Origin of the sequence: Mycobacterium paraense, assembly GCF_002101815.1 — a bacterium.
Taxonomy (GTDB): domain Bacteria; phylum Actinomycetota; class Actinomycetes; order Mycobacteriales; family Mycobacteriaceae; genus Mycobacterium; species Mycobacterium paraense.
Genome location: NZ_LQPM01000024.1, coordinates 224,817 through 249,300 on the forward strand (window position 1 = coordinate 224,817; position 24,484 = coordinate 249,300).

Annotated in this window: 27 protein-coding genes and 4 tRNA genes; 18 read left to right on the forward strand and 13 right to left on the reverse strand. The window is 68.8% G+C overall.

Features of this window, described 5'->3' with window-relative positions; translation table 11 throughout:
• Window positions 1-6: 6 nt before the first annotated feature.
• Window positions 7-744 (reverse strand): Clp protease N-terminal domain-containing protein, encoded by a 738-nt coding sequence (locus tag AWB89_RS19715; protein WP_085102940.1) that lies wholly within the window; start codon window positions 742-744, stop codon window positions 7-9.
• Window positions 745-842: 98 nt separating this feature from the next.
• Here AWB89_RS19715 and AWB89_RS19720 point away from each other — a divergent pair, with 98 nt between their 5' ends.
• The 4 genes from AWB89_RS19720 (at window position 843) to AWB89_RS19735 (ending at window position 4,384) form a co-directional block, all read left to right on the forward strand.
• Window positions 843-1,175, forward strand: coding sequence for a DUF732 domain-containing protein (locus AWB89_RS19720; RefSeq protein ID WP_308206583.1), 333 nt, complete (start codon window positions 843-845; stop codon window positions 1,173-1,175).
• A 113-nt stretch (window positions 1,176-1,288) separates the two neighbouring features.
• Complete coding sequence (locus tag AWB89_RS19725) at window positions 1,289-2,773, forward strand: alanine/glycine:cation symporter family protein (protein ID WP_085175901.1); 1,485 nt, start codon at window positions 1,289-1,291, stop codon at window positions 2,771-2,773.
• A gap of 300 nt (window positions 2,774-3,073) precedes the next feature.
• Entirely contained in the window at window positions 3,074-4,012 is a 939-nt protein-coding gene (locus AWB89_RS19730) for a cytochrome c oxidase assembly protein (RefSeq protein WP_085175903.1), read from the forward strand.
• A 12-nt stretch (window positions 4,013-4,024) separates the two neighbouring features.
• Window positions 4,025-4,384, forward strand: coding sequence for a DUF732 domain-containing protein (locus tag AWB89_RS19735; RefSeq protein WP_085175905.1), 360 nt, complete (start codon window positions 4,025-4,027; stop codon window positions 4,382-4,384).
• A gap of 33 nt (window positions 4,385-4,417) precedes the next feature.
• Here AWB89_RS19735 and AWB89_RS19740 read toward each other — a convergent pair whose 3' ends face one another.
• Genes AWB89_RS19740 through AWB89_RS19750 form a run of 3 tightly spaced genes read right to left on the reverse strand, consistent with a single transcriptional unit; the run spans window position 4,418 to window position 7,273 of the window.
• Window positions 4,418-6,124: an FAD-dependent monooxygenase gene (locus tag AWB89_RS19740; protein WP_085175907.1), complete on the reverse strand. Its 1,707-nt coding sequence runs from the start codon at window positions 6,122-6,124 to the stop codon at window positions 4,418-4,420.
• Window positions 6,102-6,389, reverse strand: coding sequence for a hypothetical protein (locus tag AWB89_RS19745; RefSeq protein ID WP_241520538.1), 288 nt, complete (start codon window positions 6,387-6,389; stop codon window positions 6,102-6,104). The genes AWB89_RS19740 and AWB89_RS19745 overlap by 23 nt, the downstream gene beginning before the upstream one ends.
• An 11-nt stretch (window positions 6,390-6,400) precedes the next feature.
• Window positions 6,401-7,273, reverse strand: a complete 873-nt coding sequence (locus AWB89_RS19750) for an SAM-dependent methyltransferase (RefSeq protein WP_085175911.1) — start codon at window positions 7,271-7,273, stop codon at window positions 6,401-6,403.
• A gap of 113 nt (window positions 7,274-7,386) precedes the next feature.
• Between AWB89_RS19750 and AWB89_RS19755 the strand changes: the two genes are divergently transcribed.
• The gene (locus tag AWB89_RS19755) at window positions 7,387-7,986 is read left to right on the forward strand and encodes a TetR/AcrR family transcriptional regulator (RefSeq protein ID WP_085102956.1); all 600 of its coding nucleotides are present in this window, start codon (window positions 7,387-7,389) and stop codon (window positions 7,984-7,986) included.
• Between the two features lie 38 nt (window positions 7,987-8,024).
• Here AWB89_RS19755 and AWB89_RS19760 read toward each other — a convergent pair whose 3' ends face one another.
• Window positions 8,025-9,047: a methyltransferase gene (locus AWB89_RS19760; protein ID WP_085175913.1), complete on the reverse strand. Its 1,023-nt coding sequence runs from the start codon at window positions 9,045-9,047 to the stop codon at window positions 8,025-8,027.
• 89 nt (window positions 9,048-9,136) lie between these two features.
• On the opposite strand from AWB89_RS19760, the gene AWB89_RS19765 reads away from it, so the two are divergent.
• Window positions 9,137-9,763: a hypothetical protein gene (locus tag AWB89_RS19765; protein ID WP_241520539.1), complete on the forward strand. Its 627-nt coding sequence runs from the start codon at window positions 9,137-9,139 to the stop codon at window positions 9,761-9,763.
• 56 nt (window positions 9,764-9,819) lie between these two features.
• On the forward strand, window positions 9,820-10,698 hold the full coding sequence (locus AWB89_RS19770) for an alpha/beta fold hydrolase (RefSeq protein ID WP_241520540.1): 879 nt from the start codon (window positions 9,820-9,822) through the stop codon (window positions 10,696-10,698).
• Here AWB89_RS19770 and AWB89_RS19775 read toward each other — a convergent pair.
• Window positions 10,692-11,618 (reverse strand): cation diffusion facilitator family transporter, encoded by a 927-nt coding sequence (locus AWB89_RS19775; protein WP_085175919.1) that lies wholly within the window; start codon window positions 11,616-11,618, stop codon window positions 10,692-10,694. The two genes, AWB89_RS19770 and AWB89_RS19775, sit on opposite strands and share 7 nt — an antisense overlap.
• 89 nt (window positions 11,619-11,707) lie before the next feature.
• Here AWB89_RS19775 and AWB89_RS19780 point away from each other — a divergent pair, with 89 nt between their 5' ends.
• Complete coding sequence (locus AWB89_RS19780; RefSeq protein ID WP_085175921.1) at window positions 11,708-12,880, forward strand: glycosyltransferase; 1,173 nt, start codon at window positions 11,708-11,710, stop codon at window positions 12,878-12,880.
• 21 nt (window positions 12,881-12,901) lie between these two features.
• On the opposite strand, the gene AWB89_RS19785 is transcribed toward AWB89_RS19780, so the two are convergent.
• A complete protein-coding gene (locus AWB89_RS19785; protein WP_085175923.1) occupies window positions 12,902-13,180 on the reverse strand; it encodes a hypothetical protein in 279 nt (92 codons plus the stop codon).
• A gap of 176 nt (window positions 13,181-13,356) precedes the next feature.
• On the opposite strand from AWB89_RS19785, the gene AWB89_RS19790 reads away from it, so the two are divergent.
• From AWB89_RS19790 to AWB89_RS27325, 4 genes are all read left to right on the forward strand, one after another.
• Entirely contained in the window at window positions 13,357-13,857 is a 501-nt protein-coding gene (locus AWB89_RS19790) for an Rv2253 family sensor-like surface protein (RefSeq protein WP_085175925.1), read from the forward strand.
• 297 nt (window positions 13,858-14,154) lie between these two features.
• Window positions 14,155-14,295, forward strand: coding sequence for a hypothetical protein (locus AWB89_RS27320; RefSeq protein WP_158089836.1), 141 nt, complete (start codon window positions 14,155-14,157; stop codon window positions 14,293-14,295).
• A 313-nt stretch (window positions 14,296-14,608) separates the two neighbouring features.
• A complete protein-coding gene (locus AWB89_RS19800) occupies window positions 14,609-15,718 on the forward strand; it encodes a PPE family protein (protein WP_085175927.1) in 1,110 nt (369 codons plus the stop codon).
• An 81-nt stretch (window positions 15,719-15,799) separates the two neighbouring features.
• Window positions 15,800-15,976 carry a hypothetical protein gene (locus AWB89_RS27325; RefSeq protein WP_158089837.1) on the forward strand — a complete coding sequence of 59 codons (177 nt, stop codon included), beginning with the start codon at window positions 15,800-15,802 and terminating at the stop codon, window positions 15,974-15,976.
• 726 nt (window positions 15,977-16,702) lie between these two features.
• Here AWB89_RS27325 and AWB89_RS19805 read toward each other — a convergent pair.
• The 3 genes from AWB89_RS19805 to AWB89_RS19815 all read right to left on the reverse strand — a co-directional run bounded on the left by AWB89_RS19805 (window position 16,703) and on the right by AWB89_RS19815 (window position 16,966).
• A tRNA-Val gene (locus AWB89_RS19805) sits at window positions 16,703-16,777 on the reverse strand.
• Between the two features lie 14 nt (window positions 16,778-16,791).
• Window positions 16,792-16,865 (reverse strand) — tRNA-Cys (locus AWB89_RS19810).
• A 28-nt stretch (window positions 16,866-16,893) separates the two neighbouring features.
• A tRNA-Gly gene (locus AWB89_RS19815) sits at window positions 16,894-16,966 on the reverse strand.
• A 176-nt stretch (window positions 16,967-17,142) separates the two neighbouring features.
• On the opposite strand from AWB89_RS19815, the gene AWB89_RS19820 reads away from it, so the two are divergent.
• The 3 genes from AWB89_RS19820 to AWB89_RS19830 all read left to right on the forward strand — a co-directional run bounded on the left by AWB89_RS19820 (window position 17,143) and on the right by AWB89_RS19830 (window position 18,501).
• Window positions 17,143-17,214 (forward strand) — tRNA-Val (locus AWB89_RS19820).
• 112 nt (window positions 17,215-17,326) lie between these two features.
• The gene (locus AWB89_RS19825; protein ID WP_085102976.1) at window positions 17,327-17,620 is read left to right on the forward strand and encodes a hypothetical protein; all 294 of its coding nucleotides are present in this window, start codon (window positions 17,327-17,329) and stop codon (window positions 17,618-17,620) included.
• A gap of 53 nt (window positions 17,621-17,673) precedes the next feature.
• Window positions 17,674-18,501, forward strand: a complete 828-nt coding sequence (locus AWB89_RS19830) for an enoyl-CoA hydratase/isomerase family protein (RefSeq protein WP_085102978.1) — start codon at window positions 17,674-17,676, stop codon at window positions 18,499-18,501.
• Here AWB89_RS19830 and AWB89_RS19835 read toward each other — a convergent pair.
• Both AWB89_RS19835 and AWB89_RS19840 read right to left on the reverse strand, forming a co-directional pair.
• A complete protein-coding gene (locus AWB89_RS19835; protein WP_085175929.1) occupies window positions 18,496-19,284 on the reverse strand; it encodes an MBL fold metallo-hydrolase in 789 nt (262 codons plus the stop codon). The two genes, AWB89_RS19830 and AWB89_RS19835, sit on opposite strands and share 6 nt — an antisense overlap.
• The gene (locus AWB89_RS19840; protein WP_085102982.1) at window positions 19,277-20,794 is read right to left on the reverse strand and encodes a long-chain-fatty-acid--CoA ligase; all 1,518 of its coding nucleotides are present in this window, start codon (window positions 20,792-20,794) and stop codon (window positions 19,277-19,279) included. The genes AWB89_RS19835 and AWB89_RS19840 overlap by 8 nt, the downstream gene beginning before the upstream one ends.
• 61 nt (window positions 20,795-20,855) lie before the next feature.
• Between AWB89_RS19840 and AWB89_RS19845 the strand changes: the two genes are divergently transcribed.
• From AWB89_RS19845 to AWB89_RS19855, 3 genes are read left to right on the forward strand one after another with little or no spacing between them, the layout of a single operon-like run.
• Window positions 20,856-21,653 (forward strand): SDR family NAD(P)-dependent oxidoreductase, encoded by a 798-nt coding sequence (locus AWB89_RS19845; RefSeq protein ID WP_172405586.1) that lies wholly within the window; start codon window positions 20,856-20,858, stop codon window positions 21,651-21,653.
• 17 nt (window positions 21,654-21,670) lie between these two features.
• Complete coding sequence (locus AWB89_RS19850; RefSeq protein ID WP_085175933.1) at window positions 21,671-22,597, forward strand: catalase family peroxidase; 927 nt, start codon at window positions 21,671-21,673, stop codon at window positions 22,595-22,597.
• Between the two features lie 36 nt (window positions 22,598-22,633).
• The gene (locus tag AWB89_RS19855; protein ID WP_085102988.1) at window positions 22,634-23,404 is read left to right on the forward strand and encodes a sulfite exporter TauE/SafE family protein; all 771 of its coding nucleotides are present in this window, start codon (window positions 22,634-22,636) and stop codon (window positions 23,402-23,404) included.
• Here the strand turns inward: AWB89_RS19855 and AWB89_RS19860 are convergent.
• Window positions 23,391-24,473: a glutamate--cysteine ligase gene (locus AWB89_RS19860; RefSeq protein ID WP_085175935.1), complete on the reverse strand. Its 1,083-nt coding sequence runs from the start codon at window positions 24,471-24,473 to the stop codon at window positions 23,391-23,393. The genes AWB89_RS19855 and AWB89_RS19860 overlap by 14 nt on opposite strands.
• Window positions 24,474-24,484 lie beyond the last annotated feature (11 nt).

The following is a 24,484-nucleotide window of genomic DNA, read 5'->3' on the forward strand; positions in this document are numbered from 1 at the left end:
CACGCGCTACGGCGAGGGGGAGGGGTTCTTGCCGGCGCTCAGCGATTCGAGCGCGTCCACCAGATCGGCCTCGACGCGGTCCTTGTCCACGCCGGACCGGTGCAGCGGCCCGGCCCCGTCCTCGAGCTCGAGCAGCGCCAGCAGCAGGTGCTCGGTGCCGATGTAGTTGTGGCCCAGCCGGAGTGCCTCACGGAAGGTCAGCTCGAGCGCCTTGCGCGCGGGCCCGCTGAACGGGATGAGCTCGGGCGGTTCGCCGGCGGAGGGCGGCAGGGTGACGGCGGCGCGAATCGTCTCGGCGTCCACCTTCTGCAGCTGCAGCAGCACCGTGGCCAGCGCGGCCGGGTCGCTGAGCACGCCGAGCAGCAGGTGGTCCGGCGTGATCTCGCCGTTGCCGGCTTCGTGCGCGGCGTTCTGGGCCGCCACCACCGCGCTGCGCGCCCGCGGCGTGAAGCGCCCGAAGCCCTGTTCGGGGTCCAGCGTGGTGGCCTCGGCCCGCGGGACGAACCGCTTCTGGGCGGCCTGTTTGGTGACGCCCATGCTCTTGCCGATGTCGGTCCACGAGGCCCCCGAGCGGCGGGCCTGATCGACGAAATGCCCGATCAGGTGGTCGGCGACCTCGCCCAGGTGTTCGGCGGCCAGGACGGCGTCCGCGAGCTGGTCCAGCACGTCCGGGTGGACCCGTTTGATCGCGTTGATCAGCTCGTCGAGGCGGACGGGGTAGGCGATGGGCATCGGTTCGGACATGCCGTCAACATTAGGTTGACGACGCGGATTCTGTCAACCTCAGGTTGACGACCATTTGGGCTGCGAAACGGCTTTCGTTCTGCGACGATCAGTGGGCTGTGAAACCGCTGCTCCTGACGATGCTGAGCCTCGCCGCCCTGGTCGGCGTGGCCGGTCCGGCGCGGGCCGACGGCACCGACGACGCGTTCCTCGCCTCGCTGCGCGCGGCGGGCATCACCTTTCCGGACCCGGGCCCGGCCATCGGGGCCGGAAGATGGGTCTGCGAGGCCGTGGGCAAGGGGACGCAGATGGCGGACGTCGTCAAGACCGTCCAGTCCCAGAACCCCGGCCTGCACGGCGACAACGCCGCCAGGTTCACCGCGATCGCGGCCAACGTGTACTGCCCGCAATCCCTGACGGTCACCAGCACGAAGATCGACGGCGGCGCATAACCCCCGTCATTGGTTTTTTACATTCGCGTTCGCGAACACGCGGTTAACGAAACCTGTCGTCAACATTTCGCCTTTACGCTCCTGGGAAACAACGGCCCAGCTAAGGATGCAATTTGGACTTCGTCCAGGCGCAGTTGATCAATCCACTGAGCAATGCCCTGAATGGCCACGTCCTCGTTTACCTGCTGCTCGGCGTCGGCGTCTATTTCACGGTCCGCACCCGATTCATTCAGATCCGCTACTTCCCCCGCATGCTTCGCCAGCTCCGCAGATCCCACCGCCAAGACGGTGGGATCTCCTCTTTTCAGGCCTTCTGCGTCGGCCTCGCATCGCGGGTGGGCACCGGCAACATCGCCGGCGTCGCGATCGCGCTCACCGTCGGCGGCCCCGGCGCGATCTTCTGGATGTGGGTGGTGGCCGCGGTCGGCATGGCCACGGCGCTGATCGAGGCCACCCTCGCCCAGATCTTCAAGGTCCGCTCCGGCGACGGCGCATTCCGCGGCGGCCCGGCGTTTTACATCCAGCGCGGTCTGCGCTCGCGGACGGGCGGCGTCCTGTTCGCCGTGCTGCTGGTGGTCGCGTTCTCCACCGCGTTCAACATGGTGGAGACCAACGCGATCAGCGGCGTGTTGAAGTCGTCGCACGGCGTCGACGTCGGTTGGACGACAGCGGCTTTGGCCGTGCTGGCGGGGTCCGTGCTCTTCGGCGGGGTGCGGCGGGTGGCCAAGGTCGCCGAGCTGGTCATCCCGGTCGTCGCAGTGATGTATGCGCTGCTGGCGCTGACGATCGTGGCGGTCAACATCACGGCGCTGCCGGCCGTCATCGAGGAGATCGTCGGCGGCGCGTTCGGAATCCGCCAGCTGGCAGGCGGTTTCGCCGGCGGCATCGCGACGGCCATGCTGACCGGGGTCAAGCGCGGGCTGTTCGCCTGCGAGGCGGGCATGGGCAGTTCGCCCAACATCGCGGGCGCGGCGACGGTGTCACATCCGGTGGAGCAGGGGCTGATTCAGTCGCTCGCCGTGTTCGTCGACACCATGGTGATCTGCACGGCCACCGCGTTCATCGTGCTGATGTCGGGGCCCGGCGTCTACGATCCGGCGCGCACCGGTTCGGTGGCGGGCGCGAGCCTGACCGAGTCGGCGATCGCCGTCGGCCTCGGATCGTGGACCACCGTGCTGATGACGACCGTCGTCTTCGTCTTCGCGTTCGCCTCGGTGCTCAGCAATTACGTCTGCGCCGAGGCCAACCTGTTCTTCCTGGGCGGCCGCCATCTGGCGGTCAACGCCCTGAAAGCCGTGACGCTGCTGGCCATCGTCTTCGGCGCGATGTCTCAGCTCACCGTGGTGTGGGCGCTCGCCGACCTCGCGATGGCGCTGATGGCCATCGCCAACCTGGTCGCGATCTGCCTGCTGGGCAAGTGGGCGTTCGCGGCGGTGCGCGACTTTCATCGCCAGTCCGCCCGGGGCGTCCGGCCGGTCTTCGTCGCCAGCGCGGCCGGGCTGCCCGGCGCTCTCGACGGCGACATCTGGGAGATCCCCGAGCGCCGCCAGCTCGGCGCCCTGCCCGAGTCGTTGCGGCTCAGCCGCCCGGCGGCTTAGCCGAGGAATCGCTCCCGGGGCGGTCGGAAAAAATGGGAAGTTGAACCGGCTCCGGGTCACGACCGTTGTCGGACACGACCTCGGGCTCGTAGCGATGCGAAAAGAGATCCGATGAATTCATCGGGCGGGGTCCTTAAATTGGTCGGGTCTGGGTTGATCTGTCGAGAGAAGACGATCGGTTCTGAGCTGCGCGTCTGCTAGACAAAATGTCCAGGCGGCAGGCCCAACGCGAACGGCTTACCACCCAACCTACACGCGAGCCTCGCGGGCGACCGCGCACGCGGCAATAGGCTAACGGCTATGCGCGTCGATTTGGGGCCGCTGACGTGGGCCGCCCTGGTCCAGACCTGGCGTCTGGACTTGGTCTCCGCGGCGGTCATTGTGGTGGTGGCCACCGCATATGCGTGGTGTTACCGGCGCGGCCGCAGCGTGGACCGCACGGTCGGGCCCGCCCAGGCCGGCTGCTTCGGGGCCGGCGTCGCGCTGTGGGCGCTGGCGACGATGAGCTCGGTCGGCGCCTACGCCAACGCCCTGTTCTGGATGCGCGCGCTGCAGGTGCTGATGCTGCTCTACCTCGTGCCGTTTTTCCTGGCGCAGGGTAAGCCGGTCACCGTCGTGCGCGACGCGCTCGGCGCATCCGGGCGCGAGCGCATCGACCGGCTGCTGGCGACCCGGTCCGCGCGGGTGCTCGCCCACCCGTTGACCACGTCGCTGGCGATGCTGGGTACGCCGTGGCTGCTGTACCTGACGCCCTGGTACACCGCGTCCCTCGACAACGAATGGATCGGCGCGCCCACGCGTATCCTGTTGGTGGCCATCGGTTTTGGCTATTTCTACGCCCGGCTGCAGGCGGATCCCGTGCCCCGCAGGTACCCCCAGGGGATTTCGTTGCTCATCACCGTCGCCGAGGCGCTCGGCGACGGCGTGCTGGGATTGGTGATCTGGCAGGGCCCGTTGATCGGCGCGGCGTATTACGCGGCGTTGCACCGATCGTGGGGGCCGGATCAGCGGCTCGACCAGACGATCGGCGCGGGCGTCTTGTGGATCCTCGGGGACCTGGTCGGCTGGCCGTTCGTGCTGCTGCTGATGCGCGCGCTGTCCCGCGACGACAAGGCGCGCGCGGTTGAGGTCGACGCCGAGCTGGACGCCGTCGAAGCCGACCAGGGCGACACCGCCGCGCCGTCCGGATTGTGGTGGGAGAACGATCCCGAGCTGCGCGAGCGGTTCCGGCGCCGTTAAGCTGGCCAGGCCATGAGACTTCTGTGGGGGGTGGCGATCGCCGTCGCCGCGATCGGCCTGGCCGCGCCGGCCCATGCCGACCCGGACCCCAACGCCGACCCGGCGACAGACGCCGACTTCCTCGCCGCGCTCAGGTTCGCCGGCATCACCTACCAGGACCCCAACGCCGCGATATCGACCGCCAAGACGCTGTGCCAGTTGGAGGACTCGGGATCGTCCGAGGACGAGATCATCGGAAACCTTCAGCAGCGCAACGGGTTCAGCGGAAACGGCGCGGCCAAGTTCACCGTGATCGCGGTCGGCGCCTACTGCCCGAAGTACCTCACCGGCGAGGGTCGCGGCCCCAAGCCCGAGGGCGCGGCCGGCGACTAGCCGCGGCTGGCCTGGGACTCGACCTCAGCGGCGTCATGTATCGAGCCGATGGAAGTAGTCGCGCACGCGGTCGAAATCCATGGCGTCATTGCGATAGCCGACATACTTGTCCGGTCGGATCAGATACAGGCTGGGGCGCCGGACCCCGTACCGGTTGTGCACGTCGCTGCGTAGATCGGCGTAGACGCCGGGGGTGGACCCAGAGGCCACATGGCACCGGGTGATCACGTGGACCTGTCCATTCCCGGCCATGACTTGTTCGGCGTGGAGCTTCCACTCGGTCAACGCGTCGGGCCTCGATTCGTCCGCGGCGAAGAGCAACAGGTGATGGCCGAGGGCTCGGAACAGGTGCCGCAGGGCCACCGGCCCCGATTCGGTCTCGACATACCCATCCCGAACGACTTCACCGGCCTCCGGACCGGCTTCGGAGTCGCTCCACGGCCGCGGCTTGGCGTTGACCCAATGCTCGTAGACCAGTGCGCTGTTGCGGTAGTTGACCAGGTGCTCGCCGAGGGCATTCGAGAACTTCTGCTGCGCGGTGTTGAGCTCGCCGAACAAACGCAGGGCGTGGCGGCGCACCCGACGAGCGACCAGGGCGTTCCCGGTCGCGACGCGGGTAGCGGTTGATGTTGCGTTGATGACCGAGCTTGCGACCGGCCGGCGTTCGGACTGGTAGCTGTCGAGAAGCCTGGGATCGCGGCGGTCGGCAACGACGAGGGCGAGCTTCCAGCCGAGGTTATAGGCGTCCTGCATACCGGTATTCATGCCCTGGCCGCCGATCGGGCTGTGACTGTGTGCGGCGTCGCCGGCCAATAACACTCGGCCGCTGCGGAATTGCATCGCCAGCCCTTCACGGGCCACGAAGGCTGAACTCCACTGCAGGTCGCGCAGTCGCGGGTCCAGCGGGGTGCGCTCGCCGACGTTGGCGGCGAAGTCGATCAGCCCGGGCCGCCCGGGCGGGTGGTCGTCAGCGGCGTTGGTGATGATCCGCCAGTAACCACCCGGCATCGGGAATACCGCGACCAGCCCGGTCTTCGCGAACCAGACGTGGAAGCAGTCGCGCGGGATGTCCCAGTCTGCGGCGACGTCCCCGAGGATAAAGTTTCGACGGAGATCCGCTGTCTCCCATCCGATTCCGGCCGCTGTGCGCACGGTGCTGTGGGCGCCGTCGCAGCCGATCAGCCAGCCGGCGCTGAACCGTTCGCTGCGGCCGCCCGGATGGACGATTTCGGCGGTGACGACGCCGTCATCGGGCCGAAAGGAGGCCAGGCGTGTTTCCCACTCGACTTCGACACCCAGTTTTTCTACCTTGTCGCGGAGCAGTTCGACCGTCTGCCACTGCGGCAGGACCAGGTCGATCGGGAATGGCGAGTCGAGGGCGGTGAGGTCCAGCTCCGCCACGGCGGTGGAATCCTGGTGGAAGTTGAGTCTTCGCAACGGTATTCCGCGTTGGAGTGCAGCCGCCGCAATGCCAAGATCATCAAGCAACTCCAGCGATCGCGCCGCCACGGCTACGGCCCGGCTTTCCTTCACCTCGGCCTTCCCGGCGTCGATGACCCGCGGGATCACACCGCGCCGGGCCAGCTCGGCCGCCAGCACCAAACCGGTGGGCCCGGCACCCACAATCAAGATTTCGGCGCCTTCATGCTCGGAAGCCCGTCGCCGCGGCTGTGCGTTCACACCGATCCTTTCGTTGTTCACCGCGAAGGCGGCCGGGTCATTGAATCCGCTGCGCCCCATACCAAACGCCGTCCGGAGCGCCGACCGCCCCGGCCCGTTCGCGGGCGGCCGCCAGTTCGGCGGAGGTAGCGAATTCACGAGCCTTGGTGAGGTCGTGCATATCCATGACGACGATGACGGTGTCGGGGTCGCCGGCATCGATGTAGGTTCCCGTGACCACCAGGCCGTGTTCGCGACGCACGCGGTCAAGCTCGGGATCGCGGAATACGGTGTTCCACCGCTCGACGCTGGCGACCCGTTGCTTGACGAGCATTACTCCGGTCATGACTCCTCCTGTCAACTCGCGTTTTTCGCTGTCTTGTGGGCGGTGGCAAGCCACGCGCGGACCGCTCCGTCCCGCTTGGGGTTGAACGGGGGTGGGACAGGCCGCCCGTACTCGGGCGCCACCTGTGCAAGGTCGCGAATCTCGGCTTTCCAGCCGCGTCGGCCTAGCCAGGTGGCCAAGTCCTCGGACGGCCCGCCGCGCCAGAGCGAGACGAGTTCGGGTGAGATGGCGGCTCGCGCGGCGCGAAGCAGCTCGGAATCCTCGTTGTGGTCAAGGGCCAGGGTGCTTCCTACGGCAGAGCACGAGCCGATCCGGTCAAGGAAAACGTCGGCCGAGTCGGGTTCGAGAGCGTAAAGGATTCCTTCGGCAAGCCAGGCGGTCGGCTTTCCGGGATCAAATCCGAATTTCGCCAGTTCTGCCGGCCAGTCGGAGCGCAAATCCAGCGCCACGGAGACACGCCGGCAGCGGGGCTGCGCGTGGAGCTCATCGAGGACGTTGGACTTGAAAGCCAAAACCTCCGGCTGGTCGACTTCGTGCACTACGGTGCCGGGCGGCCAGTTCAACCGGAAAGCGCGGCTATCCATGCCGCAGGCCAGCAGCACCACCTGGGTGATGCCGGCGCCGGCGGAATCCAGAAGCGCTTGATCCAGGAATCGGGTCCGCACCGCAACTTGGTCGGCCATCAGCTCGAGGAAGCCGGGCCCGCTGCCGTCGCCGCCCCAGAGCGATCCGCGGGGATCGGCACGCTCCACAAACGCTTGCGCGTACGGATCGTTGAAAAGCCGGTTGGTGCGGCGGCTTTCGCGGGCCCGCAGGGCGGCAACGCCCAGTGAGGTGGCGCCGACGCCCGTCGGCGTCGGGTGTGAATTTGCCTGCTGTGCCATCGCCCGCCCTTTCTCGGCCGTGCCATATGTCTACAGATGTAGACATCGCCCATCGTAAGGTCTCGTAGGGCATGATGTCTACAGCTGTAGATAAATAGTCGATTGGAGGCGGCATGCCACCACCGGTCAACCGGGCGAGCGCCGGGGAGAGCGCCCCGCCGCGTCGCAACGCCGCCGCCACCCGGGCGCGGCTCCTGCAAGCGGCCCGCGAGCAGTTCCTGAGTCAGGGGTACCGGGCCACGTCGCTCCGCGCGATCGCCGCGGCGGCGGGCGTCGACGTGATGCTGATCCGCCGCTATTTCGGGTCAAAGGAGCAGCTGTTCGCCGAGGCCACCGACGTCTCCGACAATGTCGCCGCGGTGCACGAGGCAGCCGACGGCGCGATATCCGGTGTCCTGATGGATCGGGTGTTGCGCGCCCGCCGCGACGTGGACGCACCATTGTTTGCGCTGCTGCGCTCCAGCGGCGACCCCGACGTCGTCGCGCGCCTGAACGCTCAGCTCGAAACCGGCCTGACCCGCAACCTGTCCGAGCGCATCACCGCCGACCAGCCAAGGCTTCGCGCCGACCTGGTCGCCGCCCTACTCCTCGGAGTGGGTGTCCTGCGCGCCCTGCTCCAAAAAGAACCCCTCGCCACCGCCGACGACCGCGAGATCGCCGCCCTTTTTGCGGAAGCATTCGAGGCGCTGACCAAGCTGCCTCAAGACGCTTAGGCCCCAAGCCCGAGGGCGCGGCCGGCGATTAGCCGCGGCTAAACCGCGCGGCCCTCGATGATGCTGAACCGCGACGCGGTCTCGATCACGCCGACCATCTCGAAACCGGCCGCGTCGAACAGGCGGCGGTACTCGCCCGCGGTGCGTTCGCGGCCGTTGTTGATGATCAGCATCTCCATGTCCGTCCACTTGCCGATCGGCCCGCTGTCGTCTTCGGGGATGACGGTCTCGACCAGCAGCAGCGCGGCGCCGGCGGGAGCGGCCGACCGCACGTTCCGCAAAATCCGCAGCGACGCGTCGTCGTCCCAGTCGTGGATGATGTGCTTGAGGATGTAGGCGTCGGCCCCGGTCGGGACGCTGTCGAAAAACGAACCCTCGGCGAGCCGGACCCGTTCGGCATGGGTTTCCTGCAGCAGCGTCGGTGCTCCGGCGATCACCTCGGGCAGGTCGTACAGCACCCCTTGGGCGTCGGGCGCCGACGCCAGGATCGCGCCGAGCAGCCGACCGTGGCCGCCGGCGACGTCGACGATGGTGGCGAACCGGGTGAAGTCGTACGCCTCGACGACGGGCCCGATCGACAACCCGGACAGGCCCGTCATGGCGTCGTTGAAAATCTGTCCGAACTCGGGCTCGTCGCCCAGGTAGTCGAAGAAGTCCTTGCCGCGCAACGCGGGAACGACCGAGGTGCCGGTTTTGATCGCCTCCGTCAGCAGGCTCCAGTGCTCGCGGTGTTGCCGCGCGCCGATGAAGCGCGCCATCGGCGCCATCGACACCGGGGCGTCGGAGCGCAACACCTCGGCCATCGGGGTCAGCTGGTAGCGGCCGTCGTCGCGTTGCGCGAAGATGCCCTTGCTGATCAGGGCCCGCAGCAGCCGGCCCAACGCGTCGGCGTCGGCCCCGACCCGGCCGGCCAATTCGTCGATCGGGAGCGGTCCCGCGGACAGCGCGTCCGCGACGCGAAGGTCGGCGACCGCGGTGATGCCCTGGGAAACCCACGCGGCGAGGATCAGCTCCTGCATTACCTCCGCCGGGGAAGCGGCTCGTGCGTCGGGTGAAGTCATGGGCGGAGTCTCGCACGCTTCTCGGGTAGCCAACTCCGCGGGCGGTCCGTTATGTTGCGCGGGACGTCGCGAGCATGAAGGAGCCCAGGGTGACGAAGGTATCGGTCATGGCAGCCGGCCTGGCGGCGGGCGCCCTGGTAGTCGGCGTCGCGGGCTGCAGTAGCGAAAAGCCGTCGCCGCCGAGGCAAACGCCGTCGGCCACGTCGACCTCCGCGGCGCCGTCGTCGGCCGCGTCACCGGCGCCGAACACCGGTGCCGCCCAGCCGTCCGACTACAGCAACCTGCTGATCAAGGCCACCGACATCGTGGTGCCCGGCGACACCTTCACCCTGCTGCAGACGCTGCCGGTGCCGAACCCGGCGGGAACCGAAGGCGTGTTCATGAATCAGGGCGGCACGCGCAAGGTGGACGACACCATCTACGTCTATCCGGACGCCGGCGCGGCGTCGCAGGCGCTCGACCAGAGCGCCAAGGGGATTCAGGAGCTCAGCGTCAAGGCCGCCCCGACGCCGGCCGACGTGGGCACCGGCGGTCAGATGGCCGTGGGGCCGTCGCCGGACGGCTCGAAGTCGAAGGCGATCGTGATGTTCACCGAGGGCAAGGTATTCACGGTTCTCGAATTCGAAAGCGCGCCAACCGATCCGCTGCAACCGGACTTCGTTCTCGATCTCGCGAAGAAACAGGACGCGGCCATCAAGAGCGGACTGCCCTCCTGAGGGCCGCCACGGCGCTCGGCGCGGCCGGACTGGCCGGCTGGGCGGCCGCACGGGGCGTGGCGGCGCGGATACGGCGCAACCCGGATCCTTTTCCGCGCGAACGGCTTACGGCGGAACCGGAGGGTGAGCAGGTCTTCATCGAACGCCCCGACGGGACGGTGCTCAGCGCTGTGGCCGCGGGGCAGGGGGCGCCGGTGATTCTCGTCCACGGGTACACCGCCCGCGTCCTCGAATGGAACCTGGTCTGGGATGAGCTGCAGGCGCGCGGGTTTCGCGTGATCGCTTTCGATCAGCGCGGCCACGGGCGCTCCACGCTTGGCTCCGACGGAATCGGATCGGAGCCCATGGCGGCCGACCTCGCGGCGGTCCTCGAGCACTTCGACGTTCGTGACGGGGTGCTCGTCGGCCACTCGATGGGCGGGTTCGTCAGCATCCGCGCGGTGCTCGACCACGCCGACGTGGCGCGGCGGCTGCGCGGGCTGGTGCTGTTCGCGACGTGGGCGGGCCGGATCCTGGATGGCGCGCCGCAGAACCGGCTGCAGATTCCGCTGCTGCAACTCGGCATCCTGCAAGTGCTCATGCGCAACCAGACCGTCGCGGCACTGTTCGGGGCGGCGCAGTGCGGGAGGAGCCCGTCGCCGGCGATGGTGTCGGTCTTCATGGAGGCGTTCAACCAGCACCTGGACGAACACGGGCCCCTGCTTCCGATCGTGCGGGCGTTCTCCCGGGAGGATCGATACCCCCGGCTCGGCGAGATACGGGTTCCGACCGTGGTCATGGTCGGCACCGCCGATCGCACTACGCCGCAAAGCCATTCGCGCCGGCTCGCCGACGGTGTCCCCGGCGCGCGGCTGGTGAGCGTGCCCGACGCCGGGCACCTACTGAATTGGGAAGCCCCCGGCGAGCTGATCGAGGTCGTCGAATCGTTTCACTGAGTCGCCGCGCGCGCACTCCAGGTGAAGCTGTGCATCTCGGGGATCTCGGGTCCCAGGGCCGACGCGACGCGGCGGCCGATGCGATCGGCTTCTGCCAGTGGGGTTTTCGGGTCGAGGAAGCCCTCCACCTCGACGCGCAGGGTCCGCCCGGTCCAGCGGGCGCGGGCGTGCGCGTGCATGACGCCGGGAACCGCGGCGGCCGCCGTTTCGGCCGTCGTGATGATCTCGGGGTCGACGCCGTCGAGCAGGCGGTGCGCGATGTCGGCGGTGACCTCCCAGCCGACGTGGCAGATGAACGCGGTGACGACGATTCCGGCGACCGCGTCCGCCCAGGCCCAGCCCAGCGCCACGCCGATCAGGCCCAGCATCGCCCCGGCCGAGGACAACGCGTCCAGCCAGGAGTGCTTCGCGTCGGCCACCATGGTCGCCGAGCGAATCCGCCGGCCCACCACCAGCTTGTAGCGGGCCACCAGCTGATTGCCCGCGATGCCCACCGCCGCGGCGGCGATGCCCCAGCCCAGGTGGCCGGTGCCGCCGTGACGCAGCAGCTTCGTGACGCTTTCAAAACCGGCAACCAGCGCGCTGCCCCAGATGACCAGGGCCACACCGATCCCGGCGAGGTCCTCGGCGCGTTCGTAGCCGTACGGGTAGCGCTCGGTGGGGACCTTGCGGGACGCCCGGAAACCCACGAACACCAGGGCGCTGGTCGAAACGTCGGACAGGTTGTGCAGCGCGTCGCCGAGCAGGGCCACCGATCCGGACAGCAGCGCGATGGACAACTCGATGAACCCGGTCAGGGCCAGGCCGACGGCGCTGACCGCCACCGCACGATTGGCCTGCCGGCGCTCGTGCGCATCGTCCGCCACCGTATCGAGGGGAAAGCTCGCCGCCGGGTCGCGGGCTCCGCTGATCACATGCATACCGCCTAATATGCCCGCGAGTGTGGTGTGGCTCAAGCCGGCGTTGGGTAGCGCTGTGCGGCAACGGCTTTAATGCTACGGTTCCGCCGATGAAGCTCGTGTTGGCCGGCTACGGGAGTCGTGGCGACGTCGAGCCCTGCGCCGCCGTCGCCCGGGAACTGCTGCGGCGGGGTCACGACGTACGGATGGCGGTGTCGCCTGACACGATGGCCTTCGTCCAGGCGACGGGGGTCACCGCGGTTTCCTATGGACCGGACACGCGCGAGCAAATGGGCTCGGCCATGCAGTTAGTACGCAAGGTGGTGAACCCGCTCGACGCGTTGCCGGCGGTCATGGAGCATCTGACGCAGGTCTGGACGGAGAAGACTGCGACGCTGACGTCGCTGGCGGAGGGCGCGGACCTGCTCGTGTCCGGCATCAATGAGCAGGAAGTGGCCACCGCCGTCGCGGAGTACTGCGGCATTCCGCTGGCCGCGCTGCACTTCTTCCCGGCCCGATTGTTGTCCAGCGGCGCGCTGTACTCGGGCATGGTCAAGGACGTTGCGGCGGCCCAGCGAAGTGCGCTCGGCCTGCCTGAGGCTTCCGGCGGTGTGCCGCTGGAGATCCAGGCCTACGACGAGCTCTGCCTGCCCGGACCCGCCGCCGAATGGGTGGAACCCGACGGCCGGCGGCCCTTCGTCGGCGCGCTGACGCTCGAGGTGCCGACGGACGCCGACGACGAGGTCCTGGCGTGGATCGCCGACGGCACGCCGCCGATCTGCTTCGGCCTGGGCAGCACGCCGATCTCGTCCCCGGCGGAGCTGGTCACCATGGTCGGCGCCGCCTGCGCGGAGTTGGGGGAGCGGGCGCTGATCTGCACCGGCCCCAACGACTTCGCCGAAGTCGCGCGTTTCGACCACGTCAAGATGGTGGGCGCGGTGAACCACGCGGCCGTCCTCCCGGCCTGCCGCGCGGTCGTCCACCACGGCGGCGCCGGCAGCACGGCCGCGGGCCTGCGGGCCGGTATTCCCGCCTTGGCCCTGTGGCTCTGGCTCGACCAGCCGGTCTGGGCGGCCGGCCTCGAGCGGCTGAAAGCCGGCTCGGAGCGTCAGTTCGCCGCCACCACCCGGGAGACGCTGGTCGCAGACCTGCGCCGCATCCTCACGCCGGACTACGCGACCCGCGCCCGCGAAGTGGCAGCCCAGATGACCAAGTCGGCCGACAGCGTCGCCCGCGCCGCCGACCTGTTGGAGGACGCCGCCCGCTCTGGGCGCGCCGGCTGACCGGCTTACGGGCCTACGGGCTTACGGAAGTGGGAAGCCGGTGCCTCCCGGCCCGGGGGCGGGCACTCCCTCGATGACATGGAGGCCGGGCGCCGGAGCGTAATACCAGTCGTGGCAGACGCTTCTGTCCCAACCGATCGGTTCGCCGGAATTCGGTAGCGGTTGCCCCGGGCACCACTGGTGGTGGCAGATCGGGTCGCAGATCGCCTGGGCGGTGCCCGCGGAGAGCCCAACGCCGGCCACCGCGACGCCGCCGGACAGCAGCGCCCCCGCGACGACCCGCATCACCTTGTTCCTCACGCTCGCTCCTGTCTGTGTCGGTTTGCCTCACGTCGTGTCATTCGGACGTTAGCGCCCCGCACTTGCGAATTTCTTGTGTTTGCGCGGTGGGGCGCGCAATAGAATTGCCGATTGGGTATACCTCCGACGAGCTGGCGCTTCCGTCCCGTGTTGTCGCGGAACCTGAGGAGAGACCGATGGCCCGAAATGGTCTGAGCAAATTCGGTGGTCTATGCGCGGCACCGCTCGCAATCGCCCTCGTGGCCGCACCGACTGTCGCGGCCGACAATCCGTCGTGGAATGGTCAGTACGCGGTCACATTCATGGTCGCGCCGAAGTCCGGAACCAGCATGGCCGTCGGCGACCCCGAGGTGCAGCACACCCAGACGTACGGGTTCAGCTCGAGTTGTTCGAACGGGAAGTGCGTCGCCACGATCGTCAGCGGCCCGCCCCCGACCAACCCGACGGTTCCGCAACCGGTGCAATTCACCTGGGATGGGTCGGCGTGGAAGCAGGAGAGCGACTTCCAGTGGGACTGCATGATGCCCGACACCAGCATCCAGTGGAATCCGGCCCACGCCGTGGTGCGCTACACGCCGCAGGCCAACGGGTCGCTGTCCGGCGTCATGCACGCCGACATCTCGAGCGGCGCGTGTCAGGGCTGGATCGAGGAGTACATGACGGCCGACCGTGTGTGACAGGCCTTGCCGTTAGCAGACTGGCAAGCCCTTGCGCCGCAACGCATTTGGCCTTGCGGATCACTCTGCGCAGCAACGCTTTTCACGGCACGGTGATTGGGAAAAGTCCTATGCCTAGGGCGTGTCCGGCGATATTATTCGAGCATGCGTTTCAGCACTGTCGCGGCCGCCGCCGCCTTGGTTATCGCCCCGCTTGCATCGGTGGGAGTTCCGTCCGCGCACGCTGACCTCAGCGGGTACCGCCGTTGCGTGGCAAACATTTCGCAACTCCCGATCACCGAACCCGACCCACAAAACATGAATCGTGTCGGGCAGATCCAGCAGGACCTCAAGTCGGGAGTCACCCCCGCCGCGGAAGCGCAGAAGGTGGCGGGGATGGGATTCGATCAGCGCGCCGCCGACGCGATCGTGCAGTGCGTGATCCAGGAGAACCCGTAGCGAGCCTAAATCGGATCGGGTCGTCTTAGCGGCCCGGCAGTATCTTTTTCCAGTCGAAATTCATAGGGTTTACACGAGATAGTCACCGAAGCCGCAAACTGACCCGGATTTCGCCTCGCCAGTTTCGGGACAGCGCAATCAAAGGTGGCTGGCATGTCCAGTGCGCGTGGTCCGCCCAGAACTCAACCAAGCCGTCGGTGCCCGAAAAACCGGACCGGCTGCGGTCGCCAATTTGTCCTATCTCGCCCGGCGCGCTGCCGCCGTCAATGCAGGGGGGTTTGCCAACGAAGCCAAGTTAAGGAGCTGTGACACAATGGATTTCGCGATCTTTCCCCCGGAGGTCAACTCCGCCCGGATGTACACCGGCCCCGGGTCCGGTTCGCTGCTGGCCGCCGCGGGCAGCTGGGATTCCCTGGCCGCCGAATTGACCACCACCGCCGAGACCTACCAATCGGTGGTTTCCGGCCTGAGCACCTTGAACTGGCGCGGTCCAGCCGCGGAGTCGATGACGGCCACCGCGGCCCCCTACATCGGCTGGCTGTACACCACCGCCGAGCAGACCAAGCAGACGGCCATGCAGGCCAGGGCCGCCGCGGCGGCCTTCGAGCAGGCGTTCGCCATGACCGTGCCCCCGCCAGCGATCGCGGCCAACCGCACCCAGCTGGCCTCGCTGATAGCGACGAACTTCTTCGGCCAGAACACCGCGGCGATCGCGGCAACCGAGGCGCAGTACGCCGAGATGTGGGCCCAGGACGCCGCCGCGATGTACGGATACTCCACCGCTTCCGCGGCCGCGTCGGCATTGGCGCCGTTCGCCCAGCCGAACCAGACCACCAATCCGGCCGGCGCGGCCGCCCAGGCGGATGCGGTCGCTCGGGCAGCCGCGTCGCTACCCAACCCCCTGCAGAAACTCGCGACCGGGACCACCCCTCAGTGGTTTCAAGACCTTTGGACAAACTACGGACCTGACGCCAACATCTGGGGCGACCTATCCTCGAGCGGAGTCTTCCAGCTACCGACCGCGCTCAACATTGCCAGTTTTGTCGGCAAAGACGCCGTCGACGCAGACACAATTGCACATGGCATCAGTGGCTTGACCGAGCCGATTCCTATCACATTGCTACCGAGCGCGAGCCCGGCCGCATTCAGTGGCGGCGCAGGTGCGGTGTCCGCGACATTTACCGGCGCCAAGTCGATCGGGCCGATGTCGGTTCCGGCGAGCTGGGCCACCCCGGCGGTCAGCCATATATCAGCCCTGTCGGGCACCGGCCTGACCACGCTCCCGGGAACCGAGGAGGCGGTCGGGGCGGGTATGCCCGGCGTACCGGGGATGCCGGCGGGCACGCTGACGCGGGCGTCGGGCGTCATACCGCGCTACGGGACCCGGCTGACGGTGATGCCGAGGCCGCCGGCGGCGGGGTGACACAGGCGGCGCGCCGACTAGGAGGAACGCCCACCATTGGCGGTGCATTGGCGTTGACTGTGCGGTGTGCCCCTACGACGCGTGGACGAACTGAAGGCCGGAGACCGGATCCGGATGAAGATCGGGCACGCCACCGTCGTAGCGACCGAACCCCTTGACGGGGAGCGGACCCTGCTCACGTTCCTCTACGGGACGAAAGGGCCCGCTGACAACGATCTGACCGTCGATGTACTGGACGACGACGAGTGGGGTTGGTAAAGGCGGCTGAAAGCCTTGATGCACCAACTACGGTGCGCGATACTCAAACTCGCGAAATAGCAAGAGTTTTAGCGTGTACCTTCTCGCGCTGTTAATGCGATGACGACAGCTCCTGCCCACGCCCTGACCGCAGCCGGTGGTAAAAGCCCGCGAACCGACGGGAAGGGCAGTAGTAGCTCACTTGGAAACTCCGCCGCTGGATCACCTGCAAGACGGCCGCCAGATACCGGCCCTACTGCGTTTGCCCGTCGCCTTCATCTCTGGCGGCTTGGGCTTTGGAGCGATCTCTTCCGGCGGCCCGCCGGTATTTATTGGCAGCGTTGCTATGCAGGTCGCCGCTACTGTTGTGCTCTGCATCGGCGGCCCATTCATGACCTTCAGCGACCTGCTCATTCAGTTGCGCTGCTCGATCACCCGCAGCCTCGCGCTCGCGAGCAGAACCCGGCATATGACAACCTCCCACGGGGACGGGTCTTCAAAGTTTCGCCACGTCCATGTACCCAGCGAATGTGGTGTTAAGCATGAAGTCAGCCCCGTGGAGAGAGGAGCTGCCCGATCAACGCTGTCAGACGCAGGTTAAGCGCGGTGAGTTCCGCCACTGCGGCTGAGTACCGTTTATGCCTGTTCGCAGCAGGGATGGAGTCGCTGACGCCGAGTATCAGGTCATATCTAGGTCACGGGCCTGCGCCTGAATGCCTGGGTACGGCGTTCTAGCCGCACGAACTCTGGTGCGCGATACTGGGATTGAACCAGTGACCTCTTCCGTGTCAGGGAAGCGCTCTCCCGCTGAGCTAATCGCGCCGGGGGGTCAAATTTGGAGGTGGAGACGGGAATCGAACCCGTGTGCACGGCTTTGCAGGCCGTTGCCTCACCACTCGGCCACTCCACCGCTGGGATTGATGCCACTTGCACCTTCGAGCGGACGACGGGATTCGAACCCGCGACCCTCACCTTGGCAAGGTGATGCGCTACCAACTGCGCTACGTCCGCGCGCAACGGGCGAGATCGTCGCCCGTTGCGAAGGACGACGATAGTCCACCCGAGCGGGCCTGCACAAATCTCTTGGTTACGTTGCCGCTCTAGGCTAGCGCGCCCGGCGACGCACGCGGCGAGTTCCGCGCGGTCCGATTCGTGCTACCCTTCGACACCGTTCGCCCCTCGGCGCCGGTCCCGTGGCTCAGTGGAAGAGCGTCCGCTTCACACGCGGAAGGTCGCTGGTTCGATCCCAGCCGGGACCACCGGAATCCTTGCACGTCAGGCGCGGTTTAGCCGACGCCGTGCGCCACCGCGCGAAATCGTGATCGACTACTCCTAACCCGACAACTCTTCAGCGTGTAAGGACGGTGGACGATGGCAGCCAACCAAGAGGGGATCGGCGTGCTGAAACTCGAATGCCCGCAGCGCCACCCCGTGGGCAGGATCCTCAAGGAGGCCCCCCATCAGGCGGTCCAATACGACCCCGGCGCCCAGGTCGGCACGCGCCGGTTCTGGCCGGACGAAGGGGACCAGCCGCAGTTCAAGGTTCACTGCCGCTTCTGCGACAAATCCGTAGGCGAGGCCACGACCGCCCTGCAGAACCAGCTCGCCGGTCTCGTCGACGACATCGCCCAGACCATCGGAACCGCCACGCTGCAGTACGCGTAGGGGGCGTTACAGTCTGGGGGCGAGATGTTACGCCGACGACAGGAGCCAGCCCGGTGGCCACGCAGGACAGCAGCCCCCGCCCCCCCGAGGGCGATTGGCTGGGCACTCCGTACCTGAGATTCGAGCGTCAGGGGCCGATCGCGGTGTGCACGATCGATCGCCCGGAGGCCAAGAACGCCTTCACGCCGGCGATGTACTTCGGAATCCGTTGTGCCGTAGGGCGAGTCAACGAGGATCCCGACCTGGCCGGGCTGCTGATCACCGGGACGGGTGACATCTTCGCGCCCGGCGGCGACATGGGCGGCGGGGGCGGCACCGACGACTGGATGACGTTCGGTTCCGGCCTGGGCATGGACGTCACGCCCTTCGACACTGTGCGGACCTCGGCCAAGCCGGTCGTCTCCGCGGTCAACGGGCTGTGCCAGGGCGGCGGCATGCAGATCGCGCTGTGCAGCGACCTGTCCGTGGTCAGCGAGCGGGCGACGTTCCGCGTGCCCGAGCTGTTCCGCGGCTACGCCGACACCTACTACAGCCAGATGCTGGCCCGCATCATCGGGCCGGTCCGCACCCGCGACCTGATGTTCACCGGGCGGGTGCTCACCGCGGTCGAGGCCCTCGACTGGGGCCTGGTGAACAGGGTGGTGCCGCACGAGACCCTGCTCACCGCGGCCAAAGACCTGCTTGCGCAGGCCTGCCGCACGGCGCCGCGCGCCCGCGGCGTGATCAAGTCCAGCATCGACAACTACCTCGGCCTGTACGACCGCATCGGCATGACCGCCAGCCTCGGCGACGCCGAGGCCCGGGAGGGCTTCCGCGCGTTCAAGGAGCGGCGCTCGCCGGACTGGGTGCACCCGGAGCTGCGCGCCGAGGGACGGCTATAGGTCGATCCACTCGCCGTGGGGGGCGACGCGCAGCACGTCGCCGATCCCCGCGGCGTCGAACGCCGCGGCGAATTCGTCGGCGCCCTCGCTGAAGTGGGCCCAGCCGTCGACGTGCGCCGGTATCACCACCTTGGCGCCCAGCACCTCGGCGGCGGCGGCCGCGCGCGCCGACGTCAGCGTCAACGGCCGGCCCCGCTCCTTGGCCGGCACCCTCGCCGCGCCCGCGAACAGCACGGCGATGTCGATCGCGCCGAGCCGATCGGCGACGTCCCTGACCGCGCTCATCGAGGCGTTGTCGCCGCTGAGGTACACGGTGGGCAGGCCCGGCCCGGACAGCACGAACCCCGTCACCTCGCAGTTGACGTGGCCGCCGGCGTCGCGTTGCCCGTCGGCCGGGCCGTGCACCGCCGGAACGGCTTGCGCCGCAAGGGGTCCCGACCCGCCGGGCAGGTCATACGACTCCCACGGCGACACCCCGACCGCGGGTGCCCCCAACCGGCCTGCGGCGCCCGGATGGGTGAGCACCAGCGGCGCGGCCAGCGCCATCCGCCGGCCTTCGTCGTCGAGGTTGTCGGGGTGCTGGTCGTGGCTGATCAACACCGCGTCCACCGGCCCCAGCGCGTCGGCGCGCACCACGGGCCCGGTCAGCTTGGTCAGGTAGCCGTGCTCGCCGGGCGGATCGAACGTCGGGTCCATCACCAGCCGGCGGCCCGCGATGTCGATGACCGTCGTCGGACCGCCCAGCACGGTGATCGCGCGATCGCGCCGCGTCGGGTCAAACATTGCGCGCCCTCCCTCGCCAGAACGGTTCCCGCAGCGCGGTTTTCAGGATCTTGCCGCTCGGGTTGCGGGGGAGCGACGGCACGAAGTCCACCGTCCGCGGGCATTTGTAGCCGGCCAGGTGCCCGCGGCAGAACGCGATGATGTCGTTCGCGTCGACCTCGGCGCTGGGAACGACGATCGCCTTGACCGATTCGCCCCAGTAGTCGTCGGGCACACCGATGATCGCGGCGTCGGCGACGGCGGGGTGCTCGATCAGCACGCTCTCCACCTCCGGCCCGTACACGTTCTCGCCGCCGGTGATGATCATGTCCTTGAGGCGGTCCTCGATGTAGACGTAGCCGTCGGCGTCCAGGCGCCCGATGTCGCCGGTGCGCACCCAGTCGTCGGCGGTGATCGTCTCGGCGGTCGCCTCGGGCCGGTTCAGGTAGCCGGTCATGTTCTGATTGCTGCGCACCCAGATCTCGCCCGCCTCCCCGGCGGGCAACACGTCCCCGGTCTCGGGGTGCACGACGCGAATCTCGCAGCCCAGCACCGCCTTTCCGGCCGCCAGCTGCAGGTGCGGCCGGTCGGGGTCGCGGTGCTCGGCGTCGCCGAGCGCGGTGACCGCCCCGCACAGCTCGGTCTGGCCGTACACCTGGACGAAGCTCGTCTCGGGCCAGGTCTCGAGCGCGCGGTGCAGCAACGGCAAGGGCATGGGCGCGGCCCCGTACACGATGTAGCGCAGGCCCGCGATCGCCGCGCTCGCCGCCTCGCCGGCCTCCAGGAACCGCGCGATCACCGGCGGCACGAAGAACGCGTGCGTCGCCCCGGCCCGCACCGCCCCGACCAAGGATGCGGCGTCGGGCTCGCGGGTCATGATCGTCGGGGCCCCCGCCCGAATTCCGAAGAGGCAGTACCCAATTCCGCCGACGTGAAAGAGGGGCATCGCCACGAGGTTCGCGTCGCCGTCGTCGAACGGGAACGCCGGTGCGAGGTTGGCCGCGTGGTTGGCCAGCGCACGCTGGCTCAGCAGCACACCCTTGGGCCGCCCGGTCGTGCCGCTGCTGTAGATGATCAGCGCGGTCTCGTCCTCGCCGATCTCCTCGGGGGCAACGGGAGTTGCCGCGGCGATCAGGGATTCGTACTCGTCGTCGACCACGACGATCCGCTCCACGGCCGCGGCCGCCTCGGCGGCGGGGCGCAGTTCCGCGCCGACGAACAGCAGCCGCGGGCGGCTGTCGTCGAGCACGTGGGCGAGCTCGTCGCCGGTCAGGCGCCAGTTGACGACGGTGGTCACCGCGCCGATCGACGCGGCGGCGAAGAGGATCTCCAGGCAGGCCGGGTGATTCTTGTCCAGGAACGCCACGCAGTCGCCGCGCCGCACGCCGGCCTCGCGCAGGGCCCCGGCCGCGCGGCGGATCCGCTCCGACCACTCCGCCCAGGTCCACTGCAGTTCGCCGAAGCGCATCGCGACGTCGTCGGGCCGCCGCTCGGCGTGGCGCTCGACGAACCCGGCGAGCGTCTGTGTCATGTCCCCTCCGTGTGGTGTGAGTGCGTTCCCTCCGAGTGTGCCCTGCGGCGTCTATGCCACCATGACTGCCATGGTGAACGCCGATCGCGCCCGGTCCCGGACCTTCGTCGTGACGGGCGCGGCGTCGGGCATCGGCCTGGCCACCGCGAAGCGCCTGCTGGCCGAGGGCGGCACCGTGATCGGCGCCGACCTGGCCGCCCCGCCCGATCTCGGGGCCGACTTCCACTTCGTCACCGCCGACGTCACCGACGAGGCCGCCATCGCCGCGGTGCTGGCCGCGGTGCCCGACCGCCTCGACGGCCTCTTCCACGCGGCGGGCGTCGCCGGCGGCGGCCCCGTCCACCTGCTCGACCGCGCCGAATGGGACCGGGTGATCGGCATCAACCTCACCGGCACCTTCCTGGTGGCCAAGGCCGCTCTGGCCAGGATGATCGAGCAACCCCGTGTCAACGGCGAACGCGGTTCGATCGTCACGGTCGCCAGCATCGAGGGCCTGGAGGGCACGGCCGGCGGCAGCTCCTACAACGCGGCCAAGGGCGGCGTCGTCCTGCTCACCAAGAACATCGCGCTCGACTACGGGCCGAGCGGCATCCGCGCCAACTCCATCTGCCCCGGCTTCATCGAAACCCCGATGGCCCACAACGTTTTCGGCCTGCCGGGGATGGAAGGCCCGCTGGCGTCCATCACCGAGGAGCACGCTCTGCAACGGCTGGGCCGGCCCGAGGAGGTGGCGGCGATGGCGTCGTTCCTGCTGTCGACCGACGCCTCGTTCGTCAGCGGCCAGGCCATCGCCGTCGACGGCGGCTACACCGCGGGTCGCGATCACGGGGTCGTCAAACTCTTCGGCTTCCCGGAGTAGCGCCTTAAGATTCGCGCATGGTCACTCCCGACGAGGCGATCGACGCGATCCGAGGCACCGGCGGCGCGCAGCCGGGCTCCCGCGCGCTGCACGCCAAAGGCACGCTGTACCGCGGGACGTTCACCGCGACGCCGGAGGCGTCCGGACTGTCGCGCGCCAAGCACCTCGACGGCTCGCCAGTCCCGGCGCTGATCCGCTTCTCCAACGGCTCGGGCAACCCGAAGCAGCGTGACGGCGCGCCCGGGGTGCGCGGCATGGCGGTGAAGTTCACCCTGCCCGACGGGTCCACCACCGACGTGTCGGCGCAGACCGCCCGGCTGTTCGTCTCCAGCACGCCGGACGGGTTCGTCGACCTGCTGAAGGCGATGCGGCCCGGCCCGACGACGCCGCTGCGCATGGCCAAGTACTTCCTGACCCACCCGAAGCTGTTCGCCGCGTTGCCCATCCTGCGCGAGGCCAACAAGGTCCCGGCCAGCTACGCCACCATCGAGTACCACGGCCTGCACGCCTTCCGCTGGGTCGGCGCCGACGGCGGCGCCAGATTCGTTCGCTACCACTGGGTTCCCGACGCGACCGGCAACGACGTCCAGGGCCAGGAGGTCGGTGGCCCCGACTTTCTCGCCGAGGAGCTGGACGCGCGGCTGGCCGGCGGGCCGGTGCGGTTCGACCTGCGCGTGCAGATCGCCGGGCCCGGCGACTCGACGGTCGACCCGTCCGCGCCGTGGCGCAGCACCCAGACCGTCACCGCCGGCACCCTGGAGATCACCGGCCTGGACACCGAACGCGAGCACGGCGGCGACATCGTGGTGTTCGACCCGATGCGCGTGACCGACGGCATCGAGCCCTCCGAGGATCCCGTGCTGCGCTTCCGCAGCCTGGCGTATTCGGCGTCGGTCAAGCTGCGCACGGGCGTCGACCGCGGCCGGGAGGCGCCGCCGATCTGACGGAGATTATGCTCTTCGGAAGTGCTGTTCTCCCATATGGTTTTGATCGCCCTGGCCGGGTTCGGCGCCGGCGCCATCAACGCTCTCGTCGGATCGGGCACCCTCATCACGTTCCCGACGCTCGTCGCCCTGGGCTACCCGCCGGTCACGGCCACCATGTCGAACGCGGTCGGGCTGGTGGCGGGCAGCGTGTCGGGCACCTGGGGCTATCGCGCCGAGCTGGCCGGGCAGTGGAACCGGCTGCGCTGGCAGATCCCCGCGTCGCTGGCCGGCGCGGTGCTGGGCGCCTTCCTGCTGCTGCATCTCCCCGCGACGGTGTTCGCCGCGATCGTGCCGGCGCTGCTGGTGCTCGCGCTGGTGCTGGTGGTGGTCGGGCCGAAGCTGCAGTCGTGGGCCGCCCAGCGTGCCGAAGAGGAGGGACGCTCACCCGAGCACATCAGCCCGGCGCGGATGGCCGTGCTGGTGTTCGGGACGTTCGCGGTGGGCGTCTACGGCGGCTACTTCACCGCCGCGCAGGGGATCCTGTTGGTCGGCATGATGGGCGCGCTGCTGCCCGAATCCGTGCAGCGCATGAACGCGGCGAAGAACCTCCTGACGCTGTTGGTGAATGTCGTTGCGGCGGTGAGCTACTCGCTGGTGGCGTTTCACCGGATCAGCTGGCCGGTGGCCGGGCTGATCGCGGCGGGCTCGCTGATCGGTGGGCTGGTCGGGGCGCGCTACGGCCGTCGGCTCTCGCCGACCGCGTTGCGCTCGACCATAGTGGTGGTCGGCCTGATCGGGCTCTACCGGCTACTCACCGTGGCTTGACGGTGGCCTCTGCGACGACGTCCAGCACATCGCGGCGTTTCTCCCACGCCCGTCGCTGCCGCATCGCCCCGTTGCCCTCGGTGGCGACGCGGTCGAGTTCCGTTGTCACGCGGTCGTATTCGCCGAGCGCGTCCAGCGCCGGACGCAGCCGCCGCACGAACGCGGCCAGCAGCTCGCGCGCCGGGACGGCGCCGCGGCCGTGGATCAGGTCCAGCGAGCTCCCCGACAGCCCGTCGTGCGCGGCCTTCCAGTACGCGGCCCGCAGCGCCGCGGGCGCCAGGCGCCCCGGCTCGTCGGCCTGCTCGTCGAGCGCCGTCATCACCGCGGCCCTGACCAGCGTCGCCAGCAGCACGGTTTCGGCGACCGTGGCCGGCACGTCGGCGACCCGCACCTCGATCGTCGGGAAATTCTCCGACGGGCGCACGTCCCAATAGACCATCTTGTGGTCGAGAATGATCCCGCTGTCGATCAGCATGCGCACGGTGCGCTCGTAGTCGTCGGGCGCAGGGAAGAATGGCGGCGGCCCGGCGACCGGCCAGCGCCGCCAGAGGACGCTGCGCCAGCTCGCATAGCCGCTGTCGGCGCTGCGGTAGATGCGCGAATTCGCCGACAGCGCAAGCAAACTCGGCAGCCACGGGCGCAACCAATTGCTGACCCGGATCGCGGCCGCGCGATCGGGCACCTCGACGTGGACGTGACATCCGCAGATACCCTGCTCGTGCGCGACCATCCCGTAGTCCGCGCCGATTCGCCGGTAGCGCGGGGTGTCGGTGACGGGAAACTCGTGCGGCGTGGTCGGCGGCAGCCCGGCGGCGAGCAGCCGGACTCCCGCGGACTCGGCCGCCTGCGCGGCGGCGTGCCGCAGCCGGGTGAGTTGCTCCTCGAGTTCCGCGCTGGTCGACGCCACGCCCGAGGCGGTCTCGACCTGGCAGCTGCTCAGTTCCAGCTGCAGCTCGACGCCGCGGCGCTTCGCCTCTTCGGCCACTGCGCCGTTGCGGGGGGCCGGTTCGCCCGTTTGCGGGTCGACGAGGAGGAATTCCTCCTCCGCACCGAAGGTGGGGCCGGTAATAGCGGCGCGGC

Bases quoted from the DNA above. Each gene is read 5' to 3' on its own strand.
- AWB89_RS19790 (WP_085175925.1), top strand. From the start codon at position 13,357: ATGGCCCGAAATGGTCTGAGCAAATTCGGTGGTCTATGCGCGGCACCG.
- AWB89_RS19760 (WP_085175913.1), bottom strand. From the start codon at position 9,047: ATGACTTCACCCGACGCACGAGCCGCTTCCCCGGCGGAGGTAATGCAG.
- AWB89_RS19745 (WP_241520538.1), bottom strand. From the start codon at position 6,389: ATGACCGGAGTAATGCTCGTCAAGCAACGGGTCGCCAGCGTCGAGCGG.
- AWB89_RS19825 (WP_085102976.1), top strand. From the start codon at position 17,327: ATGGCAGCCAACCAAGAGGGGATCGGCGTGCTGAAACTCGAATGCCCG.
- AWB89_RS19715 (WP_085102940.1), bottom strand. From the start codon at position 744: ATGTCCGAACCGATGCCCATCGCCTACCCCGTCCGCCTCGACGAGCTG.
- AWB89_RS19780 (WP_085175921.1), top strand. From the start codon at position 11,708: ATGAAGCTCGTGTTGGCCGGCTACGGGAGTCGTGGCGACGTCGAGCCC.
- AWB89_RS19850 (WP_085175933.1), top strand. From the start codon at position 21,671: ATGGTCACTCCCGACGAGGCGATCGACGCGATCCGAGGCACCGGCGGC.
- AWB89_RS19835 (WP_085175929.1), bottom strand. From the start codon at position 19,284: ATGTTTGACCCGACGCGGCGCGATCGCGCGATCACCGTGCTGGGCGGT.
- AWB89_RS19750 (WP_085175911.1), bottom strand. From the start codon at position 7,273: ATGGCACAGCAGGCAAATTCACACCCGACGCCGACGGGCGTCGGCGCC.
- AWB89_RS27320 (WP_158089836.1), top strand. From the start codon at position 14,155: ATGAATCGTGTCGGGCAGATCCAGCAGGACCTCAAGTCGGGAGTCACC.
- AWB89_RS19840 (WP_085102982.1), bottom strand. From the start codon at position 20,794: ATGACACAGACGCTCGCCGGGTTCGTCGAGCGCCACGCCGAGCGGCGG.
- AWB89_RS19800 (WP_085175927.1), top strand. From the start codon at position 14,609: ATGGATTTCGCGATCTTTCCCCCGGAGGTCAACTCCGCCCGGATGTAC.
- AWB89_RS19775 (WP_085175919.1), bottom strand. From the start codon at position 11,618: ATGCATGTGATCAGCGGAGCCCGCGACCCGGCGGCGAGCTTTCCCCTC.
- AWB89_RS19755 (WP_085102956.1), top strand. From the start codon at position 7,387: ATGCCACCACCGGTCAACCGGGCGAGCGCCGGGGAGAGCGCCCCGCCG.
- AWB89_RS19845 (WP_172405586.1), top strand. From the start codon at position 20,856: ATGACTGCCATGGTGAACGCCGATCGCGCCCGGTCCCGGACCTTCGTC.
- AWB89_RS19740 (WP_085175907.1), bottom strand. From the start codon at position 6,124: ATGGGGCGCAGCGGATTCAATGACCCGGCCGCCTTCGCGGTGAACAAC.
- AWB89_RS19735 (WP_085175905.1), top strand. From the start codon at position 4,025: ATGAGACTTCTGTGGGGGGTGGCGATCGCCGTCGCCGCGATCGGCCTG.
- AWB89_RS19855 (WP_085102988.1), top strand. From the start codon at position 22,634: ATGGTTTTGATCGCCCTGGCCGGGTTCGGCGCCGGCGCCATCAACGCT.
- AWB89_RS19730 (WP_085175903.1), top strand. From the start codon at position 3,074: ATGCGCGTCGATTTGGGGCCGCTGACGTGGGCCGCCCTGGTCCAGACC.